Below are 24,323 nucleotides of genomic sequence, written 5' to 3'. Positions count from 1 at the left end.
TCCAATGCCTCTGCGATTTTCTTCATATTTTCAAACGTCGGATATTGACGAGTCCCATTTTCGATTTGAGAAATAGTAGGTTGCGGGACTCCTGATACTTGAGCTAGATAGATTTGGCTCCAATTTCTCTCTTTCCTCTTTTCTCGTATGGTCTTTATTTCCAGCACCTCCTTGATTACATAATAGTCGATTCTGAATAATTTGTAAATACATTTACGAATAATTTTTTAAATAAATTTATTCTCTTTTCTTAAAGAGTTTATATTTAGGGATTTTTTTTGATAAGATAAACTTAAATAAACTCTTTTCTGTAAGGATGAAAAACAATGGATATAAAACAATACATGGGATCAAAAATTAAAGAATATCGAAAAGCAATGAAATTAACTACTCAAGAGTTGGGAGATTTATCAGACACATCACAAAGTACGATAAGTCAAATAGAGAGAGGTAATAGATCTATACATGTTGAATCTTTAACAAAAATTTGCAATGCTCTTGGTGTCACGCTTAACGATGTCTTGCCTATAAATGCTTCCCAAGAAAAAACAGATGCCTCTTATACTCCTGAAATAAGCCAACTTACAAATTTAATTAGTTCTTTATCTTCTGACGAAGTTAGGCTGCTTACAGATATACTTTTAAAAGTTAATCGATTACCACAGGCCGACAGAGAATCTTTAAAATCTTTACTTAACTCGTTAATGAATAATAGGTTATAAATATATGATATAAGTGTATTCAAACACTGGGTAGTGCGTTTTTTTATAGTCCATTTTTTAAAAAGGTACTAAGAAATATAGTACTCTTCTAAAAAATGGACTATATTTTTTAGTCATTAGGCAAAAAAAATAACCATACAGAGTATGGTTATCTTATCCCTCCCGATCTCGCTTTATTAATGGCAGCTTTAACATCGGAAACAGATAATTTTTTTAATATGCTTTGAATTTGATTTTTAATTGTATTGCTTGATTTCACTAGTTTTTCTTGGATCTCACTTCTTGATAATCCTTTTTCCATTAACTGATATACAGCTCGTTCAGCATTGGTTAAGTCTTTTAGCTGCTCTTCTGTCTTCATACGACGATAGTCTTTTAACAAAACCTCGACTGGATTCGTTTCAGCATGGTAGGTAGAACGAATAATTTCAGGTATACGAGCAGCATCCTTTTTCAAAATATAATTTGTTGCTCCGGCTGTAAAAGCTTGCTGAATAACTTCCTCATCTGACAGTGATGTTAACATAATGACTTTAGATGTCTTGCTACGCTTTAACTCTAATGCTGTATATATCCCATCGAGATTAGCCCCCGATAAATTAATATCTACAAGGAATATATCAATATTGCTTAGAGCGTGAGAAAGTGTTATACCTTCTTCTTGTGTTTGAGCACACCCCACTAGCATCATGTCTTCTTCTTTTCCAATGATATTTTCCATGATACTGAGCCAATCTGGATCGTCTTCAATTAGCACGACTCGAATTATGTTCTTCATATACATCACCCTTTTTCAAATGTATTGGAAATATTAGCGTGAGCGTTGTACCTTCATTGACCTTACTATCTATTTTGAGACTACCACCTGTCTTATACATGACCTCATTACATTGATTTAAGCCCATACCATAATTTTTACCTTTATTTTGTTTCGTACTAAAAAATGGATCAGTAACATGCCTTAAATGCTCTTGAGGAATACCAATTCCATTATCCGAAAAGCGTACCATTACATTCTTATTGTTTTTTTGTAAGATAGAGATATTAATCTTTCCATTACCCTCTACTGCTTCAATTGAGTTTCTGAGAATATTTAAAAACACCTCAAATGTATGTGTTTTATCACAGAAAACGTAAGGTTCTTTTACTGTATATACTTTAGTAACCTCTATACTTTTTTTAGCCAACTCCGATTTTTCGTTTTCTAGACTGGCCTCTACAAGATCAATCAAACTATTCTTACTCTTAACAATTTTGATCTCTTGAGTCTTATGGTGCATGCGTTCCATGATCTCCATTAAGTGTTTTGCACTTCGATCAATGATCTGAACAGACTTTTTAGATGAGTTATCTAATTGGTTTAAATCAATGGTCTGTAAGCTCGTATCAATCTTATAAATCTGGTTCTTTATAGCATGATTTATTAAAGCTGCCCCCTGGTTAACTGCTTGTCTTGTTCTCTCATGTGCTTCTCTTTCATACCTAAGTCTAATACCATTCAATGAACCAGCTGTACCAAGAGCTTTCCAGATAAAAACAAAGAAAGAAGCGACAATGAAAAAAATAATATATCGCCATTCTTGATTACCACTATTAAATACACGCATTATATAGTTTAAAATAAGAGCTGATAATATCACCGGAAACATGAGGGATAACGTTATAAATCGACTTTTTCTCTTTTGTTTATCCTTTTCGGTAAAGTATCCATAAAGGTGAAGAATACAAGCAATAACAATATAAGGAACAGCCCAGTAGAGCATGTTATCAAAATCAGGTATGATGTCAGGTATGTAGACAGTTGTCTTAAGCATAAATGGTATAGGAATTAATAAGACGTACTTTAAAATCCTTGTCATTTTGGCTGTAAGCTTTGTGCTATATGTGATTGCATGCATCAAAATGCCATATGGACAAAAATAAATAGAAACAAACCCTGTTATAATCCTTAAATAATAAAGTAATGTGTTAATCCATTCTGAATTTATATCATTCCTATTTAAAGCAGGTATAAAAGATTCAATAATAGCACGGGATAAACCGGCTAATGAACCACAAATTAAAAGAAATACTACCCATCTTAAAGGCGGTGATTTTGGATCATACTTATAACAGATAATCGCAAAAACAGCGCTCACTAGGAACAAAATAATCATTAGACGGCCTCTTGAATAACATTTAGGATTTCTTCTGGTTTTCTTACAATGAAATCAGGATTTGCTTCATTTAAAAGCACCTCGAAATCATACCCCCATGTCACTGATATAATTTTGATATTACTCTTCTTACAGGCTATAATGTCGCGATGTTCATCACCGACAAATATAATATCCTCACTCTGTGTCTTTGTTTTTTTCATGTAATTATTGAGTGTTACATGCCTTCCAAAGAATCGATGAGAAGTAAGGATCTCTTCGAAATAATCCATATCATTAAGTTCTAAGAATTTTCTAATATTTTCTTTTGAATTTGCAGAAATAAGGATTAATTTAAACCCTGCTTTTTTTAGCTCATGTAACACATGTTTAATGTCCCCAATTGCTTCAAGATCTGGAATCATTTCTTTGTACTTCCTTACAATATCAATCGTCAGCATCGGAATTTTAAATAATGGAACATTAAATTTTTTAAAACGTTCCTTAAATGTAATTGTACGAATATAGTCGCTTTGTTCTTGAGGCATTCTAGTGTACTTGTATTTATCAGCAAAGCTATTAAAAAGATCAAATACTACCTGTCCTGATTCAACTAGAGTGCCATCAAAATCGAAAATTATTGTTTTAGTCATTGCTTCACTTCCATTCATTTAAATAATATAAGAACATTCGTTTGGTCTATTGTTTATTTTATCAAACTACCATTCCTTTTCAAATAGAACAGAATGCCTTTTTTTTACATTTTTTGAATTCTTTTTGCGGATTCATTAGACCTAAATAATTGTTTAACAATTACATAAAAATGTATTTTGTTCTTTTTATACCTATATTTACCACTAAATAAGCTTCTTAAGTCTCATTTTTTCATATATTTCCCTTAGAAAATCCACATAAATATTCCAATTATTAATAACAAACCAATAATAGGAGCCACTAGACCTATTACTCCCAACACTATATAGCCGAACAGATACAGACCACAAAAAATACAAAAGACTGCTGCAACGATAATTAATGCTGCTCCTATAAGCTGTAATAACAAGCCTTTCAACATAAATAAAACAGTAAATACCACACCTACTATAAGGAAAACTATAAGAGCTGGAACTGCATTATTTTTTAACATTTCCATCTGGTTCACTCCCTCTTTTTCAATATCTATAATTATCCTATTTTGTAAATATAAATAAATTAGTTTAACTTAAGATTAACTTGTAATCCCTAATTTTCCAATAGGACGATTTTCCCCTCATACAATAACAAAAAATCAGCTTCTACATTTATAAGTAGAAGCTGCCTATATCATATTTTTAACATTTTGCATAGTGTCATTTTTTATAGTCCCTTTTTAGAAAAAGTACTATAAAAAATGACACTACCCAGAACGACTATTTACTATTACCATTGAAATTGTACTAATTCACTAAATTCTCAACACTATTAAAAACGGAATATTATAACATACTTTAAAACACTTGAGGAGGGGAAACTTTTTTCCCCTCCCCTAATCTAAAAACCTCATATATGATAAAGGTGATTCCTGCAACAATACAGGATCACTCATAGCTAAATATACTTGTTTTGATATATTTTGCTAATTTTTATTGAATTATGAGACTAGTTAACGCTATAATAAAACTAACAAAAACGTGCGGATAGAAAAAAGACTTCAACTGTTTAAGTAGTGCTCTAACACTCTTAAACCGTTCCCCCTAGTTACGGTAGGGAAAACACTTGTCGAAGTCTCTTGTTAATAGTTTAGTTTTGTATAAAATAAAACTTATGGCTTTATTTTATACGAAATTGACATCTATTTCAAGGGCTTAGTTCATCAAAATCCAGACATTGTTTTCCTTTCTTCAGGGAAACAGTGTCTTTTTTTGTGTCCCAAAAAGGAGAAGATGAACAGATGAACAAGATATTGACTTGCTATTTACCCGATGTAAATAGCTTTAACGGACGATTCACATGGTTATGGAAAGAAAAACCAACCCTTCGTAAAAAGAAAGAAGCGTTTTTAGAAACCCTTCGTACTTATTTTAAACAACAGCAAGAAGCCCTACATAAAGTATTCCCTAAAAAACGGATGGAAATGTTAGATTACGTGATTTATAACCTTGTTGCCACAGGTATTCAAGCGATTCACTCAAAGACACTTATGGAGAAGTTTGATGTATCCCAAAGTACCGTTTCTCGCTTTGTAAAATCGTTAAAGGCAACACCGTTTATGATCGTGGCCCGTTATATTAAAGAAGATACAACAGGTGCTCATCCTGACAGCTATGTGTTTATTCTTAAAAGTCACAAGAATTTTAATCAAATTTGTGAGGAAATCTTTTTTGCACACGATACGACAGGTATTCAAACACTTCAACAAGAAGAAATGACAACTCCTGTGACAACTCCTGTGACAAGTCCAGAAAGTGCTGAAAACGTTGATACACCAAGCTTAGAGGGCGAAAAAGCTTCGTCCCCCTTTATTAACCTTGATTTACCTAAAAATCATTTAAATAATCATTTAATATCTGCTTCACAGTCATTTGCTTATATCAAAGGTGTTCCTAAGAAAGTAAATAACGTGTACGCAGGTAAATATGGTCATCAACTAAAAGATTTTTATGCTCGTATTCAAAATGCAGCTAAAGCCGTAAAACGAGATACAGAGATTGAGATTATCAAAGAGCAAGTACATGAAGTGGCTTATACAGCTATTGTAGGCTTAGATAAATATGTCCATGAGGCAAATCATAAGGGTACTTCCCTATCGCTAGATGAAATGTGTCGTCTTGTTTATCAAATTGCTTACAATCAATTTACGAATCTACTTAAAGGGAATACAGAAGAACCAACATCTGAATCAGACATACATACTGAAGCTAAGACAGCTTTATTTACGCCTAAACATATCATCCGCAAGGAATTGGTTCCTGCTTGGTTACAAGCTGAACAGGAGCAAAATGAGTGTACAAAAGAAGAAACTATTTCTTTGGATCAACAGCTTGAAATGATTCAGTTAAAGCAGGATTTAGGGCAAGAACTAACGCCAGAAGAAGAAAACTTACTCAAAGAGCACAGTACTACGTACAGTTCGTTAGAAATGGCGCAGCTGAAGCAGGACCTAGGACAAGCTTTAACACCTGAAGAACAGGCTTTATTACACGAACATGCCCAATTACAGGACACCGTTTCGTAATCAAAAAGTGAAGAAATCCCTTGGAAGCTGATGTTTACTAAGAGTATCATTATTTAGAACATGCTTCTAAATAACTAATATATAAATCTATATAGGAGGAGATCACTATGCCACATAAAATGACCCTAACAGGTTCTGCGACAGGACCACTACGAGAATATGATCGCTACGTTGCCTTTGATATGCGTGAAAAAGGCTCACCTTCTGCGCCGAAAGGTCTGAAAAAGAGCACCTTTATTTCGTATACCGTGTTTGTTGCAAAGAAAGCCTTCAATAAAACCGGACTGACAAAAAAGAGTATTATGCATGAAAAGATCTTAGTTCAAGGGGAACCAACGTTAGATATTCCTATTGACGAGTGCCCTGGAGAAATTGGTATCATCTGCTTCCAGATTACCGTTCTCCCGAATAAAAACGATAAAGAAGCCAATGAGTCAAAAGATAAGAAAGAAGCCAAACAGGAGGTTTCTAAGGCTCAACAAGAGGTTGCAGCTACCAAGCAGGAAGAAAAACAAGATCCTGTTTCTCAACCTATAGCAAAAGAAGAGAAAAATGACACTGAAACGGTACAGCCAGAAGTGAAAGAAACACCTGTTCAAGAGAAAAAGGCTGCGCCACAAAAGAAGCAGCAACCTATTCAGCCAAAAGGGACAAAGGATGTCGTGAGTTTTGAGGACATTATCGTTCCTGAAGCCTTCTTAAAGACACGTCCAAACCCTGTGAAAACAGAAGAAGTCATTGAATTTGTAAAGCGTACAGGACACCTTGACAAGCCGTTAACGATTGAGAAAGAAACGAAGGTTTTAAAGGATGGCTATCGTCGTTATATTGTGGCTAAAACTGTTAAAATTGATAAAGTTCCTGTGGTCTATGAATATCAAAAATAGGATTGCAAGGTGGAAAAATGGAGAGTAATCGTGGAGAAACTAATAGCACACCACTGGTTAATTTAGACGAAAAGGAAAAAAAATCTTTAAGTATGTCTATGATGGACGCATCAATCATAGTTCTAATTTTGACAGGGTTTACTTATCTTTAGGCTTTGTATTTAAACAAGGGTTTCTTGGTTATTATGGAATCAATGACATTAATCTAGATAAGGTAGAGATTTATTATATTGCAACTTCCTTTAATTATATCCTTATTTTTATCGCAGGCTGTTGCATGCTATTTGTGGCTCTTTGCTTTATGTTGCTTCCTATAAGACAGGAAGGCAAGCTACATCGTACTGCACTTATAGCATTCTTTTTAGCTATTACTACTTTTGTATTTTTACCTTATTTCTTTAATAAACAAATTAAAGAAATTATTCCACAGACTACTTATTGGATTATTACCATTTTTGTATTCCTTGACTGGGCACTGGATAAGAAGTGTATACCTTATAGAAAAAAAACAACTCCTTGGAAAAAGAATATTATTTCTTTTATTATGACTGTTAAAACAAAAAAACTACCTAGATTTATTTGTTTTATGTCCTTTCTAATAGGAACGTTGTTAATTTTAGAGGCAAAAGGTGGAACAGAGGCAGCTCAAAAGGAAGATTATCTAGTTATTTACGAGAAAACCGATGAGAAAAAGATCCCTCTAGTTGTTATAGAACAAAATGGAGATAAATTACTGGTAGCACAAGTAGATATAGACAAGAAAATTATAACCCCTCATTATAAAATTATTGAATCAAAATCTACTAAGGATGAACCACTTATTCTTGAGCGCAAGACTTTTAAAGGTGGATTAAAGGTGAAATATGTTAACCAAAACTAAAACAAGAATCTCACGGGTTACATTATCATTCCATCACTGTGCATATTCACCCTGATATTATCGGATTAAAGCTATTCTCAAAGCAAAAGACATACCTATCAAATGAGCGCATTGTCTTTTCTGCTTTACATTCAAAGAACTAAAAAGTTTGATTTAAAGGTGTAATTAGAAAATACTAACTTATATATGTACTGTAGTTTTTAAAAATCTCTGTATATACTCTATGCAGAGATTTTTTTGTGTGCAAATTACATATAAGTACTTAATTATATTTTAGTTCAACTCTAGTTTAACTTTAGTTCAATTAGAGTTGAACTAAAAATGGATATAGTAATCTTAGTTTCACTAAAACTCTTAAAATTCAAATTGAGTCTAACTCTAGTTAAACTAACGTAACGCTATGCGCATGACGGCGTTATATAAATTAGACCTTTTTATATTAAGGTTTTTTAGAACTGTGTGATCATTCGTAAAACGCTATGTAGCGAATAGCGTTATTTAAAGATTCGTTAACTCTCTGGAAATTTAAACGAACGAAAGATTACATGTAGCGCATAACGTACAGCGTACGGTGGCGTTATAGATAAAAAAACCTTTTGTTAAAGGTTTTTTTATCTATTTGTAGAAGTTTATATGACGCATTATACTGGCAGGCGTTATATAAAAATAGTTGTAACTTTAGTCATTATACTTTCCTCAAAAAAGAGACATAGTGGAAACTAAAGAGTGTTATAAAAATATTCAGTAAGAACTCAAAGGATAGAAAAGTTACAAATAAACGCATTAAAAATAAAGATAATCTTCTTTGCAGAACCTATCTCTTTAGGCGTAACGCTATCCGCATAACGCCGTTTTGATTAATTTTCGTTGATATATTAAGGTTATTTCATTTAATATTAGAAAAGTAAAACGAGGTATAACGGGGGGCGTTTTTATTATGGAAGAGAGAGTGTATTGGACGGCCGAGGCAGCAGATATGGTAGGGATTGGAACATCTACTATTCGTAAATATGCCCTTGCATTAGAAGCAAAAGGATATAATATTCAGCGTAATGATAAACAGCAAAGAGCTTTTACAAAAAAGGATGTTGCAGCTTTAAAAAGGATAGTGGAGCTAACTCAAGCAGGCGTTATGACGTTAGATAGCGCCGTGAATACAGTTATTTCTGAATTTATAGAAGTAGATCCAACTGAAGAACAAAAGAACGAGGATAATGCTGATGAAAAGATCTATTCTGCTAATGATGTAGCTGCTATTTTAGAACATGTAAAAAAGCAAGATGAGCGACTAGATAGGATAGAACGTTTTAACCGTGAATTAATTAACCGTTTGGATGAGCAAACAAAGTACATAACGGAAAGTATTAACAAAAGAGATGATCAGATAACAAGTGCTATTAGAGAGCTTCAGGATACAAAAAAACTTATAGCCACTAGCGCAGAAGAAAAAGCAGAACATCCAAAAGGGTTTCTTTCCAAACTTTTTGGGAAGAAATGAAACAAAAAAGACCTCTATAGACAAGAGGTCTTTTTTTATTAGGAAAATTATCTTTTTATATAATATTAAAACTATAGCATACTCGTAACAAAGACCGCCCATTACGTATTAGTGTATAAGGCGGTCTTAACTGTATTCATGCTATATGTTTATGACAAAAATATCGACATTATTCTATAAGCTTATAGGTATTAAGATAATTTTTTTCTATTTCTTTTTAAATCATATGATAGGTAGCTTGTACAATATGAATAAATTTGAATAAATTTGATTATATAATCCTAAATTTGGCCATTTTACTAATATAGAGGAGGCGTAGAAAATGTTATGGTGGAAAAACCCTAAGAGGTCCAAATTTGGAAAGTGGCTTGATTCAGAAGGAATTCAGCAAACAGATTTTGCTACAAAGAGTAAAGTTTCTAGAAATACAGTTTGGAAGCTTTGTAACGATAAAAATTACATACCTAGTGCATACATTTTAAAAAAGGTTATGAACGCTGTAAGGAAAGTAGACAATAATAAACACCCAAAAGATTTTTTTGACATATAAAAAGGCACAATTAATGTGCCTTTACCTAAATCAGTTAGTCTATAAGAATGTTTTAGCTTCATAATTCATCATCTGGATAGATCTCTTTTTCATATTGGTCTTCACCAGCTGCTGTAAGTACTAATTTTACATGGTCTGAACCAGGTTCAAATCTTACCATCTCCTTTTCTTTCCAATAATTAATAGCATTTCTTAATTCATTAAATAGTGAATCAAGGTTTTCACTTGGATAGATAAATGGGTATCTAGGATCTTCATTTATGCGATATTTATTATTGTACAACTCTATCAATAATTGATTACGATACATAACTCGTTCTTCTATTGTTAATTGCCCTGGATCTAAGTCAAGATTTTCTAGGATGGATATAATACGACTATCACTGATCTCCTCATTATTTTCGAAAAAAAGCTTCAAAAACTCTTCTTTTTTTTCATTACTCATACCATCTTTAATTAAATTGGTTAATAATGTTCTAAATAGCGTATTACGCTCATAAGAGTACATTTCTAATTTTTCTAGTTCCTTTAGTCGTCGTAACATTTCTTTGTCTAATTTCTCAATATTAAAATCGAAATTCCTCGAAATTGCAGAATATGCCATCTCATAACTTTGACAATTAATCACAACGTTTTTCCATATTAACAACAAGCAAGCATGCCGAATGGCTACAGTAGTGTCTGCATATTCATTCTTCTCTGCAAGCTTAATGTATTCCTCTAGAATTATGTGAAGCAAGGTTATTTCATCTACTTCTGCAGAAAATCCACTATTATCATCAAAATACTTGTTCCGTATTATTTTTCTATATGCTGTGTGTATTTCTGAATTTATATGTATCATATTTTCAGAAATTGTCTCTAAAATACTCTTTTTTATTTCCCTTGGATTCACGCTAGCTTTAAGATCATTTCCTTTTTTAAAATCGGTCTCTATTGAAAAGTAGTCATAAACTTCTGGTACTATTTTGTCATAAAATTCTTTAAACGTTTCTTTGAGCTTATTTTCTCTTTCTCGTTCTCTAGTTAAATTATTATTTAACCATTGCGTGAACCAAGCTGCAACCAGTGCAGTGGCAAGAGTTTGAAACCATTTCGTATGTATTATTGCTAATCCTAATATCTTGTTACTGATAAAAAAGGTAAGTACGCTCATATAAAAATCTCCCTTAAATAGTTTAAGATTAAATTTTACACCTCTTTTTGATATTTACATAGATAATTTAGGTTAAAAAGAGATTAACTGGAAGTGGTTAATCTCCTGTCCTTTCCTTTTTTATAATTAATAATTCACTTTAAGAAGGCAAAATTAAAGCGCATTATTAGAAAATCAACTTATTAACCATTGGCTTATGGCTTAGGATAAATTGATTTTAATCCCACTAAAAGAAGAATTAACTTTTCTTTTTGCCTCATACTGCTTGCTAGGATTCTTATATTTCTCCATAAGTTCGTGAATACTTGCCACTTGTATAATTCGGATATGATCAGAAGACACAGCATACCGAACAGGTGTAATCAAAATGACAGAGGGGAAGATAGGTGACCGTTCTTCTGGCTGCCAATGCAAGGCTTTCCACTCATCTGAAAAGAAGAACTCCTCATACAGGTTAATCTTTGCCTGCATTTTCTGTTCGGAATACTGATTTCTCTGAATTTCAATCCAAAAGGGAGATCCTTTAAAAATACAAAACAGATCCGGTTCAATTCCTCCTTTTCTTCCAGTGGGCTTATCTTCGACAATAACCTGTTTAGGTGTGCTATACGTACACATTTGCTTATAGACATCCAGGATAGAAAGGAAATGTAATATTTTTTGAGAGTTCTTTTTAATCTTTGCATCCACGGGCAAATAGACGGTTGGAGAATACTGCTGTGTGCGTTCAATAAGCCCTAATCGATATAAACGTACCATGACACTGTTACATGCATTTATAGGCGATTTAAGCTGTTTAAAGAAGAGGTCAACTAATGAGTCTCGATCTACGGCTCTAAATTGATTAATAAACGCTATGATGTCTTTATCACGCTGAGATAACCGGAAACTCATCGCTGCTCCTCCTTCTCTAATAACCCGAAGATGGACTGTGATACCACTTCTAGTTCTGGTTCAGGATCTTTCACGAGCGTTTTATAAGGTGAAAGTATTTCCTTACAAGCTCCTTCATCTAAGAAATAGGCTTGAAACTCTTTGACCTCATCAATTTTAATTTTCATGCGTCCCCTGGCTGCGGCATCAATTTCTTCTGCCCCAAGTACACCTGCCACCTTTGCATTCGTGGCATCGGCTTGCCTTCCAGAGATCCGAACTCGTAAGTTTGCTTTGAGTGCTGAATTTAATAAATCTGCATCTGGGCGCTGCATGGCAATAATCGTATGAACACCTAGTGCACGACCTTGGCTGGCAAACTGTTGAATCATCTCTACAAGATCCGTTTCTCTCTTCACTATGGACATTTCATCAATTACCACAACGATACGAGGTAGCTTAAAAGGAAGCCTGCTTATATGTGTTACGCCATGCTCTAACAATAAATCGCCTCTTCGATACATTTCAGCTCGTAATAAAGCAAAAGGTTTTCTCATATCCTTAGCCTCAAAGCAAAGCGCATCCACATGCTCAATACCATGAAACAGCCCCAAATCTGCTCGTTTAAGATCCACCAACACTAAGCGCAAGTCTTCAGGAGAGGAATATTTTACCCATGTTGTGAGAATCACACGCATGAGACTACTTTTTCCTGCGCCAATTTCACCCGATATTAGCAAGGTTTCCAGATCCGCAAAGTCCCACGAAATGAAGTTTCCATAGATTTCTTTACCAATACAGACAGGCAGCTCCATCTTCTCAATGTGAGGATGAATTGTTTCATAATCATATTTAAGCATGGTAGGTAAGTCTTTGTGATGAACGGTAATACTAAAATTTTTTAAGCTGCCATTCACTTCAATATTGCTGCCTAATACTTGTCGTAAGGCCCATCTTTTTTTGTTTAAGAGTTCAGGATCAATGCCATTCAATAAGGAAAAGGCGTACCGAGTATACGTATGATGGTTATCAATTTGATGAATTTTAGGAAAGAGATAAGAGGTCCGGTCTCCACGTTTTACTACCCGATAAATCTCTGCCGTACGAAACGCTTTAATCAATTGACCACGCAATTTTAGTTTTTCAAACATACACATTCCTCCTCAGAACATAAAAGTCGCAAAAAAGTAAATCAAGGCGCTATAGAAGGTGACAGGCAGGATAAAGCGCATCACCTTTGCGAACTGGTCTACAAGGTCAATGACACCCCAACGTTCTAAAATCCGTTCAATAATCGCAATTCCTAAGACAATGCCTCCTATGGTCAAGATAGTTGGGTCAAGCATAGCTAGGGGACTAAAAGGAACAAAGGAATAAGCCTTGGAAGGACGGGGTTTTGTTGAGGGTTTAAAAAATGAGTGATGGAAGAATTTTCGAAAAGTACTATCATGCGTTTTTCTCATGTTGATACCTACTTTCATTCTTTTAATTTTTTTGCTTTTGACGTACCTGTTTTTCAGCTCGCCGTATCCGGTCGCCCCCTTCGCCTCTTCGGCTCAGCTCCCTTACAGGTTCCACAAATGGCTTCACGAGGCGTATACAGTTTGTATTAACGCGGTAGGGATAATGAACTAGCTACTAAGTAGATAATGAAGTTACAATCCTTTAGATACTATGTAGCTACTGCAGTAAGCTTGCCTGTCCAATCAAAAAATAAAAAAGAACCCTTACTGCAGTAAGGAAGGAGTAGGTAGTGATGTAAGGTGTGCTTGGATTATAGATGCTAGAAGTTGTCCCAATGGTTTATTCTTTTTAATAAATGGACGAGAGATCCTAAGATGTCTCAAAGGTTAAATTAGAACATAATAAGGAGCAGTGGGAGCATGATCCTAAAAAAAGTAAATAAAAATGCATTAATCATCACAAAAAAGAACAAATTGTAAGCGATAGGCACAGTAAACAAATGGGGGGGAGGAATTTTAATTATTGACTGAACGTTACAAAAGTGTTTATACTGTATCCAACATTACTTTTTAAAGGAGGGGACACAATGAGTAAAAGTGGAAGACCACGTGAATTTAATAAGCCAAAAGTGCTTGATGCGGCTATGAATGCTTTTTGGTTAAAAGGATATGAAGGATGCTCTACTGAGGATTTATGCAAGAGTACAGGGCTTGGCCGTGGAAGCTTATATAATACATTTGGAAGTAAACATGAATTATATGAGCAAACACTCCAACATTATCATGAGTACTGGATTCAAGTGCAAATTGATATTTTAGAGCGTCCTGTTCCTGTAAAAGAAAGGCTGCGCGATTTGTTGGAATGGGCCGTAGAAGAGGATTTTCAGGATACGAGTAAAGGCTGTTTGTTGATTAGCGCCACTATGGAGCGTGGTCGAACCGACTCCACGGTAGAGAACGTAGCTAATCGCCACGCAGAGCGTCTAGAAGGTGTCCTGTATCGTGTGATAGAAGAAGGAATTAAATCTGGAGAAATTACATCTAACAGGTCTGTTTTAGACTTGTCAAGGACGTTTCTGTGTAGTTTTTATGGTCTCCGTACTCTCAATGCCACTACACGAAGTCGTGATATGGCAGAACAAATTGTCGAGGGAGCTCTGGCAAACATCAATTAGATGGATTTGCCGTTTTTTTAGCATATTTTTGTACTGTTCGTTCAAAAATAAAAATGTGAAGTTATAATCGCAATCAACATTAAAAAATTTAGAGTAGAAGGGGAAATTAAAATGAATCAAACTATCGAAACCATCTTAAAACATGTGTCTGTTCGTTCTTTTACCAATCGACCTTTAACAGAGGAGCAAATCAAGCAGTTAGTAACTGCAGCGCAAGCAGCTTCAACTGCAAGTTTTCAGCAAGCATATTCCATTATCGGCGTGACTGATCCAGAATTAAAACAAAAAATAGCAAAACTCGCAGGTGACCAACCATTTATAGCAGAAGGAGGACATTTTTTCGTATTTTGTGCCGACGTAAATCGTCATAAACAAATGGCCGAAGATTTAGAGATAGATATCACAGAGACAATTGAGGGAATAGATGCTGCACTAGTAGGTGCTATAGATGCATCACTGGCATCTCAAAACTTAGTTATTGCTGCTGAATCTATGGGGTTAGGTGTTTGTTATATAGGTGGAGTTAGGGATGCAATAATAGAAATATCTGAGTTGCTTGATATTCCTGATTATGTCTTTCCTGTATTTGGACTTGTTGTTGGTTATCCAGCGAAACGTAATGACCATAAGCCAAGAATTCCATTTGAAGGTATTTACCATACAAATGGTTATAACAGCAATACAAAAGAAATTATTAAACAATATGATGAGACTACTAAACTGTATTATGAAAATCGTTCTGGAAATAAACAAAGCCGTACGTGGTCTGATACAGCAATTGGAAGTCTTGCACGTCTTCCTAGGTCTTTTATGAAAGATTTCTTAAATAGTAAAGGATGGGCGAAACGTTAAAACATTTGTTTTAACATAGTCATTTAGATGAACTTTACTTTTTATTCTTTTGATATTAAGTAGTTACCACAGTGGGTGATCTCTAGATAGTCATGGAATATGCGTTCTTTTTTATGTTGGGGATTGTCCTATTGTATGTTCCCAATCCTAGAGAGAAGTAAATAAAGGCAAATAAAAAAGAGAAGGATAAACCCTTCTCTTTTAACTATATAATCATCTACACTTAGATGCTCTTCTTCATCCCACACTCACGACATTCACGTAAGAAAACGCCACCTTTTACTGAACTTTTGAAGTAAGATGAATTACAATTGTCGCATCGGCCACTCACTTTATCAGGAAATTCAGCATAGTCGTACACTTTATCAAGATCAATCTCTTGCTCCTTTATTTCTTCCAGGTTAATCACTCTTTTCTATTTAGCTTTCCTTAGAGTAACACAATTACATCCATAGAAAAGGATTATGTGAAAATTACTCTGGCTTTTCCACTAGTTGCATCTGAAAAATTTGTGTTTCTTGAATACTGGCTCTTTGGAGTTCCTCCCTAAAGGATTCTCCTTCTTTTAGTTTAATGATTCTCTTTGAACCGTCACGTAGCGTGTACACTCTAAAATTGTACATGTATGTCCCTCCACCCAAATAAATGCTTCCTGTACACGATTTCTTCAGGAACTAAGCGAAGCGAACATCAATTAGCTCACTTAACCTCATTTTATTTTTTAACTCAAATACGTCATCGATAAAAACAAACAAATTCCCCAGGGAATCAACAAATTGTATGAATCCTGTGTCGGTTATACGGCGCCCGTTTTTATAATATGTAAGATATACTTGTTTATTGGTATGTAAGGCTTCAATTAAGGTGAAATTCATCTGTTCCATTTGCTCTTCTGTTAAAACAGGTTGAGCTACCTCTAGTTGCTTATTTATTATTTCCTTTAACCCTATGTATTGTTCTGGCAGCGTAGCAAAAGGGCGCCATTTTTTCATTCCTCTAGGTTCCATGTTTCTGTCCTCCTTACGATTTGTGGCCTCCAAGTAAGCCATTTCGATAACGAACGGTTGAATGATCGAGGTGACTTGAAGCCCGCAGCAAACTATTCTTTCCATAACGCACCCGGATTTCATCAATCGTTTTCGCAAGAGCATGGGCTCTTTCGCGCTGATCTATATCCTCAAATAAGCTCATTTGCTCCTCTTCTTGAATGCTGGTGTTGGATAAGGAGATCCCAATGGAGCGAATCGGCATTCCATTATCATACGTATGTAAGATGGTTAAGCAATACGGAAAAATATCTTGGCTTAAATTTGAAGCTCTTCCCATTTTCTTTTGTCTTGAGAAGCCTCCACCTGTTTGTTTGCTGTAGCCAATGGATAAATGAACTGTTTGGGCCACCACTTGATGCATCCGTAAACGAAAACACACATCGTCCAATAGCTCTAACAGCAACAATTCCACTTCTTTTCGATTCGTGTAATGGTGAGGAAGAATCTGACTCTTTCCAAACGAACGAGAGCTAGGAATATACACATCCGAAATGCGACTGTAATCAATACCATTGGCATGTTGATGGATTTCTTCGCCTAGGACACCGAATTCTTTCCGTAACATCTCGACAGAAGAAAGCGCCAGTTCTTTGATGGAGTGAATACCTAAACGATTCAAGCGTCTTTCTGTAGCAGAGGAGATTCCCCAGAAATCTTTCATTGGATGAATGGACCACAACTTAAAGGGAACATCCTCATATCGCCAATACGCCACTCCTGTTGGGCTATTTTTTGCCTCATGGTCTAAGCTTATCTTCGCCAGTAAGAGATTAGGACCTATGCCTGCCGTAGCTGTCAGGCGTGTCTTACGATAAATCTCGTAAATGATTTTATGGGCTAATTCTTCTGGTGTACGAGCGAATAGATGCAACGAAGCTGTCGCATCAATAAACAGCTCATCAATACTATAGGCATGAAAATCCTCAGGAGCCACATACTGTAACACCAAGCTCGAAATATAGGTCGAAGCCTTGATGTATCTCTCCATGGATGGATTCACCACATGGATATCTTTCCTTTTAGGAATGTCGAAAAGACGACTTCCTGTTTTGACCCCTTCTTTCTTTAATAAGGGTGTGGCAGCTAATACAACGGATCCCGACCGTTTGATATCTCCGACCACCGCAAGCTTTGTTTTCAACGGATTTAATCCTCTTATGACAGAAGAAACGGACGCATAGAACGCCTTCATGTCGATACATATAATGATTCGGTTTGGTAGCTGTTCATCCTCCATTGAAAATACTCCTCAACTAAAAGAACGTTTGTTCTGTATATTATATACGAACAAACGTTCTTTATCCAGTGGAATATCATACCTTTTCCCGATTATTGCTATTCGTAGCTCTTAAGTAAAGATTGATTGAATTAGAGTTAATTCGTTAAGTGAATTTGTAGTTTTTTATCACCATCATTAAAGAAAGTCCCCTGTTAGAGGAAACAAATCACAGTCTATAAATGTTATCATTAGTTGAAATTAGTCATTAAAAGTATGAGGGGTTCTCTTAAAAGGCTTCAAAATTAATAAAGCCTTTTAAAAAAGAAGTATATGAAAAAGGAGAAGTGAGACAAAAATAAAAAAAGAGAAAACCATTTAGGTTTTTTCTTTTTTCATTAAATAAAGTCTATGATACAAATGAATTTAATTCTTTAACTCCATAATTTTTCATTATGGTGCTAATTATATCTGCTTTTCGTTGTTCTCTGTCGTATATTACTATTTCGTCGTTTTCTTCAATAATTTTAGCTATAACTAGATGGTCATTACAGTCAAAATAATATTCTGCCTTTATGATTTTTTCCTCATCTTTAAAGAACAATTCTCCTTTTAGACTTTCAGCTTCTCTAGAAAAAGAGATGTTAAGGTAATCTGGATCTTTTGTATTTTCCAATAAATCGTTTGGACGTAGTGGAGTTAAATAAGTTGTTTCCCATAATTCTTTTCTGAGTTTTTCTAAATTATCCATAAATTATCCTTCCTTTACAATGGAATGTATTAATACACTAACATGTTTTGTTAATGTATCCAATTCCTCATTGGCTCTTTGATAATCTCTTAATGTCCATTCGTTTCTATCACCATATTTATCCTTTAATAAAGCATTTAAATACTTAGCAATAATAGCAGCATTATCACCTTTAATAAATACCCATTGGTGTTGTTTCTTTAAGGGTAATTGTAGAAGTTCTACCCCATCCTTTGTTAAATTGAATTCAGATAATAAAGTCGCAGGGATGTCAATTTGAACCTTCTCTTTGAAGCTAGTTCTAAGAATTTCTCGATACTTTTTAGGGTTATTTAATAACGGATTGAAACTTTGGGGCTTCTTTTCACTTCTAGCTAATTGTTTTAGCTGTTGTTCGTCACTATTAGGAAATAAATCCTTTAATTTCTGGACTGTTGCAGCTATTTCCTGCTCATACGCTTCATATTCTTTGGCTGCTAAGGTGTATTCATAGAATTCTCCTTCAGATAAAAGTTCTCCTTCTACCTCGACGCCACCAATTTCGCTATTTAAACTTTTACCTAAAGATTTTTCAAGCTTTTTTTCTGCGCTTTCTTGGCCTTTTACTTTTTCAATTACACTACAATAATCTTTCTCATCTTGGTATTCCTTCCAAAGTTTATCTAATTTTAAGTCTCTATGAGCTATAACAGCTCCTATATTATCTAATTTACTCTGGGAATCTGAAATTTTTCTAAGAATGCGACCAATAAATTGAGAATATGGAGCTAAACTTCTATAAGGTCTGAAGATTGCTGCTACCGATAAAAAAGGATGATCATAACCTTCTCCTAGCATTGCTACATGTATTACAATCTCTGCTTGATGACTCTCAATTTTTCTTAAAGACTCTACCTTATCATTCTTTTTTAATTTACTATGAACTATTACAACATTATATTCTTTTTCTTCATATATTTTTTTTACATCTTCTGCATGTTTAATGCTACAGCATACTGCTATAATTTTATGAGGTATGTCACTTTGAGACTTTCGTTCTTCTAGTTCTTGTATACTTGCTTCTACTATATGTTTGTTACATTCAGGGGAGTAAGCAACACTTCTTGAAATATAATCACTATCCTTTATATTCATTTGTTCCAATTCTTCGATAGTATATTTCTTTGTTAGGTCATTATCTATGGTCAAATAAACTTTTTCGGGCTTGAGAACAAAGTTTTTTAAAGTTTTCACTATTCCGTCCTGCATAGCCTTTCCAAGCCTATAATTTATAACAATTTCCCCTTCAATTTCTTTTCTATCAGATCTAAAAGGAGTACCAGTTACTTTTAAAACTTTGGCTTTATCAAAGTATTTTAAGGCATCTTGCCAAGTCTTAGCTGGAGAGTGGTGTGCTTCATCAATAATTATCATATCAAAAAAATCTTTATCTACTTTGTCCAACAATGAATTTTTATTCTTAGAACTTATTTTGTGAATGTTTAGTATTACAATATTACTCTGATCTAGCTCAGACAGTAATGTATTTTTGTCATATTCAGTTACTATTGGTAATTCTTTATAATCCCTGAATATTTTATGCTCTAACCAAAAGTTATTTGGCGACGAGGGATCTAACGAATCTAATACGTGGTCTTTAATTACAAGCTGCGGAGTAATGATTAGAACTCTCCCTTGAGCTATCCCGTATGGAGCAATAGCCATGACACCTGTTTTACCAGATCCAGTTGGCAGGATAGCAACAGCATGATTAGATGATTTTCTTAGCAAGAAATGATTACAAATATCTACGTAAGCTTGTCTTTGTACGTTTCTAAGACCTTTTTCGTGTGTTTCATTATCTAAAATATCCGGAGTGGAATATAAAAAGTAATTCTTTATATTATTTTCCATTCGATAACCCCCTAAAAAGCTTGATAATTTCAATATAAGTTAAAAATAACCATAAATCTACAAATTTATCAAACTTACTAGTTTTTTGTATCTATTTTTAAAGCTTAATAAAATAAACACTATTTGCGTAATAAATGAGGGTTTATATTGTTTGCTACCTGCATATGGTATAATTGAAATTAAAATATTCAGAAATGCTATAGGAGAGCTTCATGACAGTTAATACAAATGCCGTTAAAGCAATATACATAAGCAATCAAATACTCAACTCCATAAACCCCCATATTAAAGGAGTGGGATTTCACTTTCCTTTGATAGGCTTGCACGAACTTACAAGACAATATTTTTCATTACCCAATGAAATCAAATTCTTAGCAGGTCCTCAAATTATAGAAACAATAAAAGAACACATAAAAAAAACAAAGGTTATTACCTCTGTTAAGGAAGAAATAATTATTGATAGAGGTGTTAAAAAATATTCTGTAAACCTTTCCTTTGTAAAAGAAATTGGAAGTGAACACGCCATTCAAAGGTTACATAATATATTACATGATGTTGATTTTTTTAAAGGAATTATCAGATCTATAAAAAGAGTATTAAAAATAGACCATTACAAACTAGAGATGTGTTATAGACTATTCGATGAATTATTAGTGTTATTGATTGAATATCTTTATTCTAGGGGACATTCTAAAGAAGCTCTCTATACTAAAGTAAGCAACATCCTCAGTCAAAATAAATCAAAACACTTTGAAGCGACTAATAAAATTTTAGACCATCTAATGTCAATTGGTAGTGAAGAGTTTAAAAAACTAGAAAAAGTAGATATCGAACTAACTATTAAAAAGACAAAGCATATTTCTAATTATAAATTTTTCCATTCTTTTCTTGAAGACCAATTATTAGATATGTATAGATCTAACAGGATAACAGATTATTCGAAAAATGATCACTTTTCGAATATAGACTATTTCTTTTCTATATATAAGATAGATAAAGAATATATAAATAATACTATAACAAAGATTGTTGAAAAATGTGACTTACTAACCAAAAGGTTAGATATGAGGGGAATAAATTTTAAAATTTATCTCAAAGGTAAAGAATTTCAACCTTATATGTCCAGCACAGATGAAAAAATGAGAATAAAATACTTTGACCAATTTCTCATGAATGCTCAATTTTCTAATTTATCTGATATTACTAAATTAGAAATACTAAAAATACTTGAATGGACTAATTATCCTTCAAAGACAATTGATAAAAAGTATGCATTTATGTCATTATGGAGCATTATGGAGTTTTTACTTATTGATTCTGCAGATGATAATAAAATTGATACAATAAATAAAAATTTTGTTCCTTACATGTCTCTGTTTCATTTTAGAAAGTCTATTAAATTATTCTTTAAAGATATTATTTATCAAATGGATAAAGAACCGAAAATAGCATCAAAAGAAGTAGAGCAATTTTTAGATAATAAATTAAATCTAGCAAATTTAGATATATCTAAATTTACGATAGTAGATAAGTTTACGATATTTTTATTCTCAAAACACGATAAACTAAAGAAAGTAGAAGACAAATGGCTAGGATTTACTAATCGTAATGTAAGCCAAGAATACCTAATTTCCAAAACCCTTACGCTAACACATGAAATCAATAAACAACTGGAACATTTTGAGAGCATGATTAGAAATGATATAAAACAAATTTATAGACTAAGAAATATGTTAACTCATAGTGGAGAGAATGATGGAAAAATCTTAGATAATACTTTCTATCGTCTGAAATATTATGTTCAGACGCTTTTAAACGCTATTTCATATAGTTGGATGTACAACAAGAGAATCCACACACTGTCTGAGTTACACGAACTAAAGAGATTTGACTCTCTGCAATATAAAGAATACCTTAAAACATTGAATAAGACTAAAGATGATGAAAAATGGATAAATTTATGTGATTTCAAAGAAGCAATTGTTAGCTATCCTAAAAGTTCTTTCTCTTTTATAGAGTAAATTTAAAAATAGACCTTGTACTCTTTTCAATTACATGGTATTTTATTAATATAAACATCATACATTAATAAAAACAGCCGATATTATTTAACTGCAAGGTGCAGCCTCTGGTGAATCCTTGAACAAACAGGTTAAATAAATCGGCTTTTATTTTTTGTTCATTTCTATATTAAAATTTATAATATTTTTCTTCCTTAAAGATTGCCGATAATTTTTTGATAAATTAAACTCTTAACTTCTATCTTTTCAGTTATTTAGATGTTTGACTCATTAATTTCTTCCCTTAGAAAAGAGCTCCCATATATTTTTTTACATATATATCAATTGTAAGAAAAATTTATAATTTTATTTTAATTAGTTTCTTCTTATCATATGATTCCTATACCTAATTCCCTTTCGGTCCGTCAATTATAATCTTCAATAAACTATGAGCTAATTTGAGCTTTATGCCGTCAAAAACGTTCGTAAAAGTATATGTATTTTAAAGTACGTTCGTAATTTATTTTAGAACTTAAATGAACGATAAAGATAATAGATTTTTTATACAAAAGAAAAGTTCGTAAAAGTATACTTTTGCGGACGGTTTATTTAATAAAAGCTACTGGACAAGAGCAGATTTTTGTATATACACTAAAAGTTCAAATAGATCTTTTTTGCTTTTTGCTAATTGAAACCCTAACAAAAGAAACGGACCTACCATCTAAAGTGGCAGATCCGTTTCTTTTGTGTTTACACATTTTCTTTGTAAAAAGGTATATCTTATGCAAAATTTATATCTAGTTTTTCTATTTTAACTTAGTCTAGTCAATTGAAAAGAGGCATTTACGATTGCGGCACCATCTGCCGTAGTATTAAGTATATCATTTGTAGCTCCTACATTACGAATCGTTAGTGTTGCCCCACTTGGAATGGTTAAAATAGCAGTGCCCACTAAAGTGGGGCTTATATTATTTGAGCTAATAATACCGTAAGTGGCAGAAGTTTGATTTACACCATTCAATCGAATAGCATAAGCTGCGGTAGTATTTCCTGACCCAAATAATGGAATAACCTCATAAAGTACCAGGTAGACTCCTCCAGTAGCCACATTTATCGTAGAAGGTGCTGTGAATGAGACTCCTCCAGAGAGAGGACCGGTAGTATTGAATACAACATCTGCATTTGTATTTACAGTTTGAGCACCAGTATTAAACACATAGCCATATGAACTAGCCATAGTTCCAGTCGCCCCGGTGGCTCCAGTGATTCCAGTAGCTCCAGTAACCCCAGTAACCCCGGTCGCCCCGGTAGCGCCAGTGATTCCAGTAACTCCAGTGACTCCAGTAGCTCCAGTAACTCCAGTCGCCCCGGTCGCGCCAGTGATTCCAGTGGCTCCAGTGACTCCAGTCGCTCCGGTAACTCCAGTCGCGCCAGTAACTCCAGTAACTCCAGTAACTCCAGTGACTCCGGTAGCCCCAGTGATTCCAGTTTCTCCGGTAGCCCCAGTAGCCCCAGTGATTCCAGTGGCTCCAGTCGCTCCAGTTTCTCCAGTCGCTCCAGTAACTCCAGTAACTCCAGTCGCTCCAGTAACTCCAGTAACTCCAGTAACTCCAGTGATCCCAGTAGCTCCGGTAACTCCAGTCGCTCCAGTCGCTCCAGTGGCTCCAGTAACTCCAGTGGCTCCAGTCGCTCCAGTAACTCCAGTCGCTCCAGTAACTCCAGTCGCTCCAGTGGCTCCGGTAACTCCAGTCGCTCCAGTAACTCCAGTAACTCCAGTCGTCCCGGTAGCCCCAGTGATTCCAGTGACTCCAGTAACTCCAGTCGCGCCGGTCGCGCCAGTGATTCCAGTGGCTCCAGTGACTCCAGTCGCTCCGGTAACTCCAGTCGCTCCAGTCGCTCCAGTAACTCCAGTCGCGCCAGTTTCTCCAGTTTCTCCAGTCGCTCCAGTAACTCCAGTCGCTCCAGTAACTCCAGTCGCTCCAGTCGCTCCAGTAACTCCAGTAACTCCA

General features: G+C 34.3%; 24 protein-coding genes and 1 pseudogene. 9 read left to right on the top strand and 16 right to left on the bottom strand.

All coding sequences use genetic code 11. The annotated features are described in order from the left end of the window. A partial coding sequence (locus ACH0CI_RS25995) for a helix-turn-helix domain-containing protein (RefSeq protein WP_406902446.1) occupies positions 1–167 on the bottom strand: 167 nt, incomplete at its 3' end. A gap of 159 nt (positions 168–326) precedes the next feature. On the opposite strand from ACH0CI_RS25995, the gene ACH0CI_RS25990 reads away from it, so the two are divergent. Next, positions 327–722, top strand: a complete 396-nt coding sequence (locus ACH0CI_RS25990; RefSeq protein WP_057243316.1) for a helix-turn-helix transcriptional regulator — start codon at positions 327–329, stop codon at positions 720–722. Positions 723–870: 148 nt separating this feature from the next. On the opposite strand, the gene ACH0CI_RS25985 is transcribed toward ACH0CI_RS25990, so the two are convergent. The 4 genes from ACH0CI_RS25985 to ACH0CI_RS25970 form a co-directional block, all read right to left on the bottom strand. Beyond that, positions 871–1,500 carry a response regulator transcription factor gene (locus tag ACH0CI_RS25985; RefSeq protein ID WP_057243315.1) on the bottom strand — a complete coding sequence of 210 codons (630 nt, stop codon included), beginning with the start codon at positions 1,498–1,500 and terminating at the stop codon, positions 871–873. Further along, a complete protein-coding gene (locus ACH0CI_RS25980) occupies positions 1,469–2,878 on the bottom strand; it encodes a sensor histidine kinase (RefSeq protein ID WP_406902445.1) in 1,410 nt (469 codons plus the stop codon). The genes ACH0CI_RS25985 and ACH0CI_RS25980 overlap by 32 nt, the downstream gene beginning before the upstream one ends. Beyond that, positions 2,878–3,510 carry an HAD-IA family hydrolase gene (locus ACH0CI_RS25975; protein ID WP_165573072.1) on the bottom strand — a complete coding sequence of 211 codons (633 nt, stop codon included), beginning with the start codon at positions 3,508–3,510 and terminating at the stop codon, positions 2,878–2,880. Before ACH0CI_RS25975 ends, ACH0CI_RS25980 begins: the two co-directional genes overlap by 1 nt. Positions 3,511–3,755: 245 nt before the next feature. Further along, positions 3,756–4,010: a hypothetical protein gene (locus ACH0CI_RS25970; protein ID WP_057243312.1), complete on the bottom strand. Its 255-nt coding sequence runs from the start codon at positions 4,008–4,010 to the stop codon at positions 3,756–3,758. Between the two features lie 777 nt (positions 4,011–4,787). On the opposite strand from ACH0CI_RS25970, the gene ACH0CI_RS25965 reads away from it, so the two are divergent. The 5 genes from ACH0CI_RS25965 (at position 4,788) to ACH0CI_RS25945 (ending at position 9,886) form a co-directional block, all read left to right on the top strand. Beyond that, positions 4,788–6,071 carry a replication protein gene (locus ACH0CI_RS25965; protein WP_165573074.1) on the top strand — a complete coding sequence of 428 codons (1,284 nt, stop codon included), beginning with the start codon at positions 4,788–4,790 and terminating at the stop codon, positions 6,069–6,071. 107 nt (positions 6,072–6,178) lie between these two features. After that, positions 6,179–6,958 (top strand): ParB N-terminal domain-containing protein, encoded by a 780-nt coding sequence (locus ACH0CI_RS25960; RefSeq protein WP_165573075.1) that lies wholly within the window; start codon positions 6,179–6,181, stop codon positions 6,956–6,958. Positions 6,959–7,235: 277 nt separating this feature from the next. Next, entirely contained in the window at positions 7,236–7,838 is a 603-nt protein-coding gene (locus ACH0CI_RS25955; protein ID WP_165573076.1) for a hypothetical protein, read from the top strand. A gap of 937 nt (positions 7,839–8,775) precedes the next feature. Beyond that, the gene (locus tag ACH0CI_RS25950; protein ID WP_406902444.1) at positions 8,776–9,336 is read left to right on the top strand and encodes a DUF3967 domain-containing protein; all 561 of its coding nucleotides are present in this window, start codon (positions 8,776–8,778) and stop codon (positions 9,334–9,336) included. A gap of 322 nt (positions 9,337–9,658) precedes the next feature. Then, complete coding sequence (locus ACH0CI_RS25945) at positions 9,659–9,886, top strand: helix-turn-helix domain-containing protein (protein ID WP_165573079.1); 228 nt, start codon at positions 9,659–9,661, stop codon at positions 9,884–9,886. 58 nt (positions 9,887–9,944) lie between these two features. Here the strand turns inward: ACH0CI_RS25945 and ACH0CI_RS25940 are convergent, their stop codons facing one another. The 4 genes from ACH0CI_RS25940 to ACH0CI_RS25925 all read right to left on the bottom strand — a co-directional run bounded on the left by ACH0CI_RS25940 (position 9,945) and on the right by ACH0CI_RS25925 (position 13,378). Then, positions 9,945–11,042 (bottom strand): hypothetical protein, encoded by a 1,098-nt coding sequence (locus tag ACH0CI_RS25940; protein ID WP_165573080.1) that lies wholly within the window; start codon positions 11,040–11,042, stop codon positions 9,945–9,947. 201 nt (positions 11,043–11,243) lie between these two features. Next, positions 11,244–11,936 (bottom strand): hypothetical protein, encoded by a 693-nt coding sequence (locus ACH0CI_RS25935; RefSeq protein ID WP_165573081.1) that lies wholly within the window; start codon positions 11,934–11,936, stop codon positions 11,244–11,246. Beyond that, positions 11,933–13,066, bottom strand: coding sequence for an FtsK/SpoIIIE domain-containing protein (locus ACH0CI_RS25930; protein WP_165573082.1), 1,134 nt, complete (start codon positions 13,064–13,066; stop codon positions 11,933–11,935). Before ACH0CI_RS25930 ends, ACH0CI_RS25935 begins: the two co-directional genes overlap by 4 nt. A 12-nt stretch (positions 13,067–13,078) precedes the next feature. Then, positions 13,079–13,378, bottom strand: coding sequence for a hypothetical protein (locus ACH0CI_RS25925; RefSeq protein WP_165573083.1), 300 nt, complete (start codon positions 13,376–13,378; stop codon positions 13,079–13,081). A 587-nt stretch (positions 13,379–13,965) separates the two neighbouring features. Between ACH0CI_RS25925 and ACH0CI_RS25920 the strand changes: the two genes are divergently transcribed. Further along, positions 13,966–14,553 carry a TetR/AcrR family transcriptional regulator gene (locus tag ACH0CI_RS25920; RefSeq protein ID WP_165573084.1) on the top strand — a complete coding sequence of 196 codons (588 nt, stop codon included), beginning with the start codon at positions 13,966–13,968 and terminating at the stop codon, positions 14,551–14,553. A 111-nt stretch (positions 14,554–14,664) separates the two neighbouring features. Beyond that, positions 14,665–15,405 carry an oxygen-insensitive NADPH nitroreductase gene (gene nfsA / locus ACH0CI_RS25915; RefSeq protein WP_165573085.1) on the top strand — a complete coding sequence of 247 codons (741 nt, stop codon included), beginning with the start codon at positions 14,665–14,667 and terminating at the stop codon, positions 15,403–15,405. Positions 15,406–15,628: 223 nt separating this feature from the next. Here the strand turns inward: nfsA and ACH0CI_RS25910 are convergent, their stop codons facing one another. The 6 genes from ACH0CI_RS25910 to ACH0CI_RS25885 form a co-directional block, all read right to left on the bottom strand. Beyond that, on the bottom strand, positions 15,629–15,805 hold the full coding sequence (locus tag ACH0CI_RS25910) for a DUF8096 family protein (protein WP_471873357.1): 177 nt from the start codon (positions 15,803–15,805) through the stop codon (positions 15,629–15,631). A 73-nt stretch (positions 15,806–15,878) separates the two neighbouring features. Further along, on the bottom strand, positions 15,879–16,028 hold the full coding sequence (locus tag ACH0CI_RS25905) for a hypothetical protein (RefSeq protein WP_165573086.1): 150 nt from the start codon (positions 16,026–16,028) through the stop codon (positions 15,879–15,881). Between the two features lie 51 nt (positions 16,029–16,079). Continuing rightward, the gene (locus ACH0CI_RS25900; RefSeq protein WP_165573087.1) at positions 16,080–16,412 is read right to left on the bottom strand and encodes a YolD-like family protein; all 333 of its coding nucleotides are present in this window, start codon (positions 16,410–16,412) and stop codon (positions 16,080–16,082) included. Positions 16,413–16,425: 13 nt separating this feature from the next. Further along, positions 16,426–17,691 (bottom strand): Y-family DNA polymerase, encoded by a 1,266-nt coding sequence (locus ACH0CI_RS25895; RefSeq protein ID WP_165573088.1) that lies wholly within the window; start codon positions 17,689–17,691, stop codon positions 16,426–16,428. A gap of 388 nt (positions 17,692–18,079) precedes the next feature. Further along, on the bottom strand, positions 18,080–18,421 hold the full coding sequence (locus ACH0CI_RS25890) for a hypothetical protein (protein WP_165573089.1): 342 nt from the start codon (positions 18,419–18,421) through the stop codon (positions 18,080–18,082). A gap of 3 nt (positions 18,422–18,424) precedes the next feature. Further along, on the bottom strand, positions 18,425–20,314 hold the full coding sequence (locus tag ACH0CI_RS25885) for a DEAD/DEAH box helicase (RefSeq protein ID WP_165573090.1): 1,890 nt from the start codon (positions 20,312–20,314) through the stop codon (positions 18,425–18,427). Positions 20,315–20,526: 212 nt separating this feature from the next. On the opposite strand from ACH0CI_RS25885, the gene ACH0CI_RS25880 reads away from it, so the two are divergent. Next, complete coding sequence (locus tag ACH0CI_RS25880) at positions 20,527–22,335, top strand: hypothetical protein (RefSeq protein WP_406902443.1); 1,809 nt, start codon at positions 20,527–20,529, stop codon at positions 22,333–22,335. Between the two features lie 790 nt (positions 22,336–23,125). Here ACH0CI_RS25880 and ACH0CI_RS25875 read toward each other — a convergent pair. Next, a pseudogene (locus tag ACH0CI_RS25875) lies at positions 23,126–24,323 on the bottom strand (collagen-like protein); the annotation flags it as partial.

The sequence above is a fragment of the Priestia sp. 179-F W1.4 NHS genome, from assembly GCF_045369295.1.
Taxonomy (GTDB): Bacteria; Bacillota; Bacilli; order Bacillales; family Bacillaceae_H; genus Priestia; species Priestia zanthoxyli.
Note: the sequence above shows the minus strand (reverse complement) of the source record. Positions and strands in the feature narration are given on the sequence as shown.

Coding starts and splice junctions, on each gene's coding strand:
- ACH0CI_RS25990 (WP_057243316.1), top strand. CDS start 327: ATGGATATAAAACAATACATGGGATCAAAAATTAAAGAATATCGAAAA.
- ACH0CI_RS25985 (WP_057243315.1), bottom strand. CDS start 1,500: ATGAAGAACATAATTCGAGTCGTGCTAATTGAAGACGATCCAGATTGG.
- ACH0CI_RS25980 (WP_406902445.1), bottom strand. CDS start 2,878: ATGATTATTTTGTTCCTAGTGAGCGCTGTTTTTGCGATTATCTGTTAT.
- ACH0CI_RS25975 (WP_165573072.1), bottom strand. CDS start 3,510: ATGACTAAAACAATAATTTTCGATTTTGATGGCACTCTAGTTGAATCA.
- ACH0CI_RS25970 (WP_057243312.1), bottom strand. CDS start 4,010: ATGGAAATGTTAAAAAATAATGCAGTTCCAGCTCTTATAGTTTTCCTT.
- ACH0CI_RS25965 (WP_165573074.1), top strand. CDS start 4,788: ATGAACAAGATATTGACTTGCTATTTACCCGATGTAAATAGCTTTAAC.
- ACH0CI_RS25960 (WP_165573075.1), top strand. CDS start 6,179: ATGCCACATAAAATGACCCTAACAGGTTCTGCGACAGGACCACTACGA.
- ACH0CI_RS25955 (WP_165573076.1), top strand. CDS start 7,236: ATGCTATTTGTGGCTCTTTGCTTTATGTTGCTTCCTATAAGACAGGAA.
- ACH0CI_RS25950 (WP_406902444.1), top strand. CDS start 8,776: ATGGAAGAGAGAGTGTATTGGACGGCCGAGGCAGCAGATATGGTAGGG.
- ACH0CI_RS25945 (WP_165573079.1), top strand. CDS start 9,659: ATGTTATGGTGGAAAAACCCTAAGAGGTCCAAATTTGGAAAGTGGCTT.
- ACH0CI_RS25940 (WP_165573080.1), bottom strand. CDS start 11,042: ATGAGCGTACTTACCTTTTTTATCAGTAACAAGATATTAGGATTAGCA.
- ACH0CI_RS25935 (WP_165573081.1), bottom strand. CDS start 11,936: ATGAGTTTCCGGTTATCTCAGCGTGATAAAGACATCATAGCGTTTATT.
- ACH0CI_RS25930 (WP_165573082.1), bottom strand. CDS start 13,066: ATGTTTGAAAAACTAAAATTGCGTGGTCAATTGATTAAAGCGTTTCGT.
- ACH0CI_RS25925 (WP_165573083.1), bottom strand. CDS start 13,378: ATGAGAAAAACGCATGATAGTACTTTTCGAAAATTCTTCCATCACTCA.
- ACH0CI_RS25920 (WP_165573084.1), top strand. CDS start 13,966: ATGAGTAAAAGTGGAAGACCACGTGAATTTAATAAGCCAAAAGTGCTT.
- nfsA (WP_165573085.1), top strand. CDS start 14,665: ATGAATCAAACTATCGAAACCATCTTAAAACATGTGTCTGTTCGTTCT.
- ACH0CI_RS25905 (WP_165573086.1), bottom strand. CDS start 16,028: ATGTACAATTTTAGAGTGTACACGCTACGTGACGGTTCAAAGAGAATC.
- ACH0CI_RS25900 (WP_165573087.1), bottom strand. CDS start 16,412: ATGGAACCTAGAGGAATGAAAAAATGGCGCCCTTTTGCTACGCTGCCA.
- ACH0CI_RS25895 (WP_165573088.1), bottom strand. CDS start 17,691: ATGGAGGATGAACAGCTACCAAACCGAATCATTATATGTATCGACATG.
- ACH0CI_RS25890 (WP_165573089.1), bottom strand. CDS start 18,421: ATGGATAATTTAGAAAAACTCAGAAAAGAATTATGGGAAACAACTTAT.
- ACH0CI_RS25885 (WP_165573090.1), bottom strand. CDS start 20,314: ATGGAAAATAATATAAAGAATTACTTTTTATATTCCACTCCGGATATT.
- ACH0CI_RS25880 (WP_406902443.1), top strand. CDS start 20,527: ATGACAGTTAATACAAATGCCGTTAAAGCAATATACATAAGCAATCAA.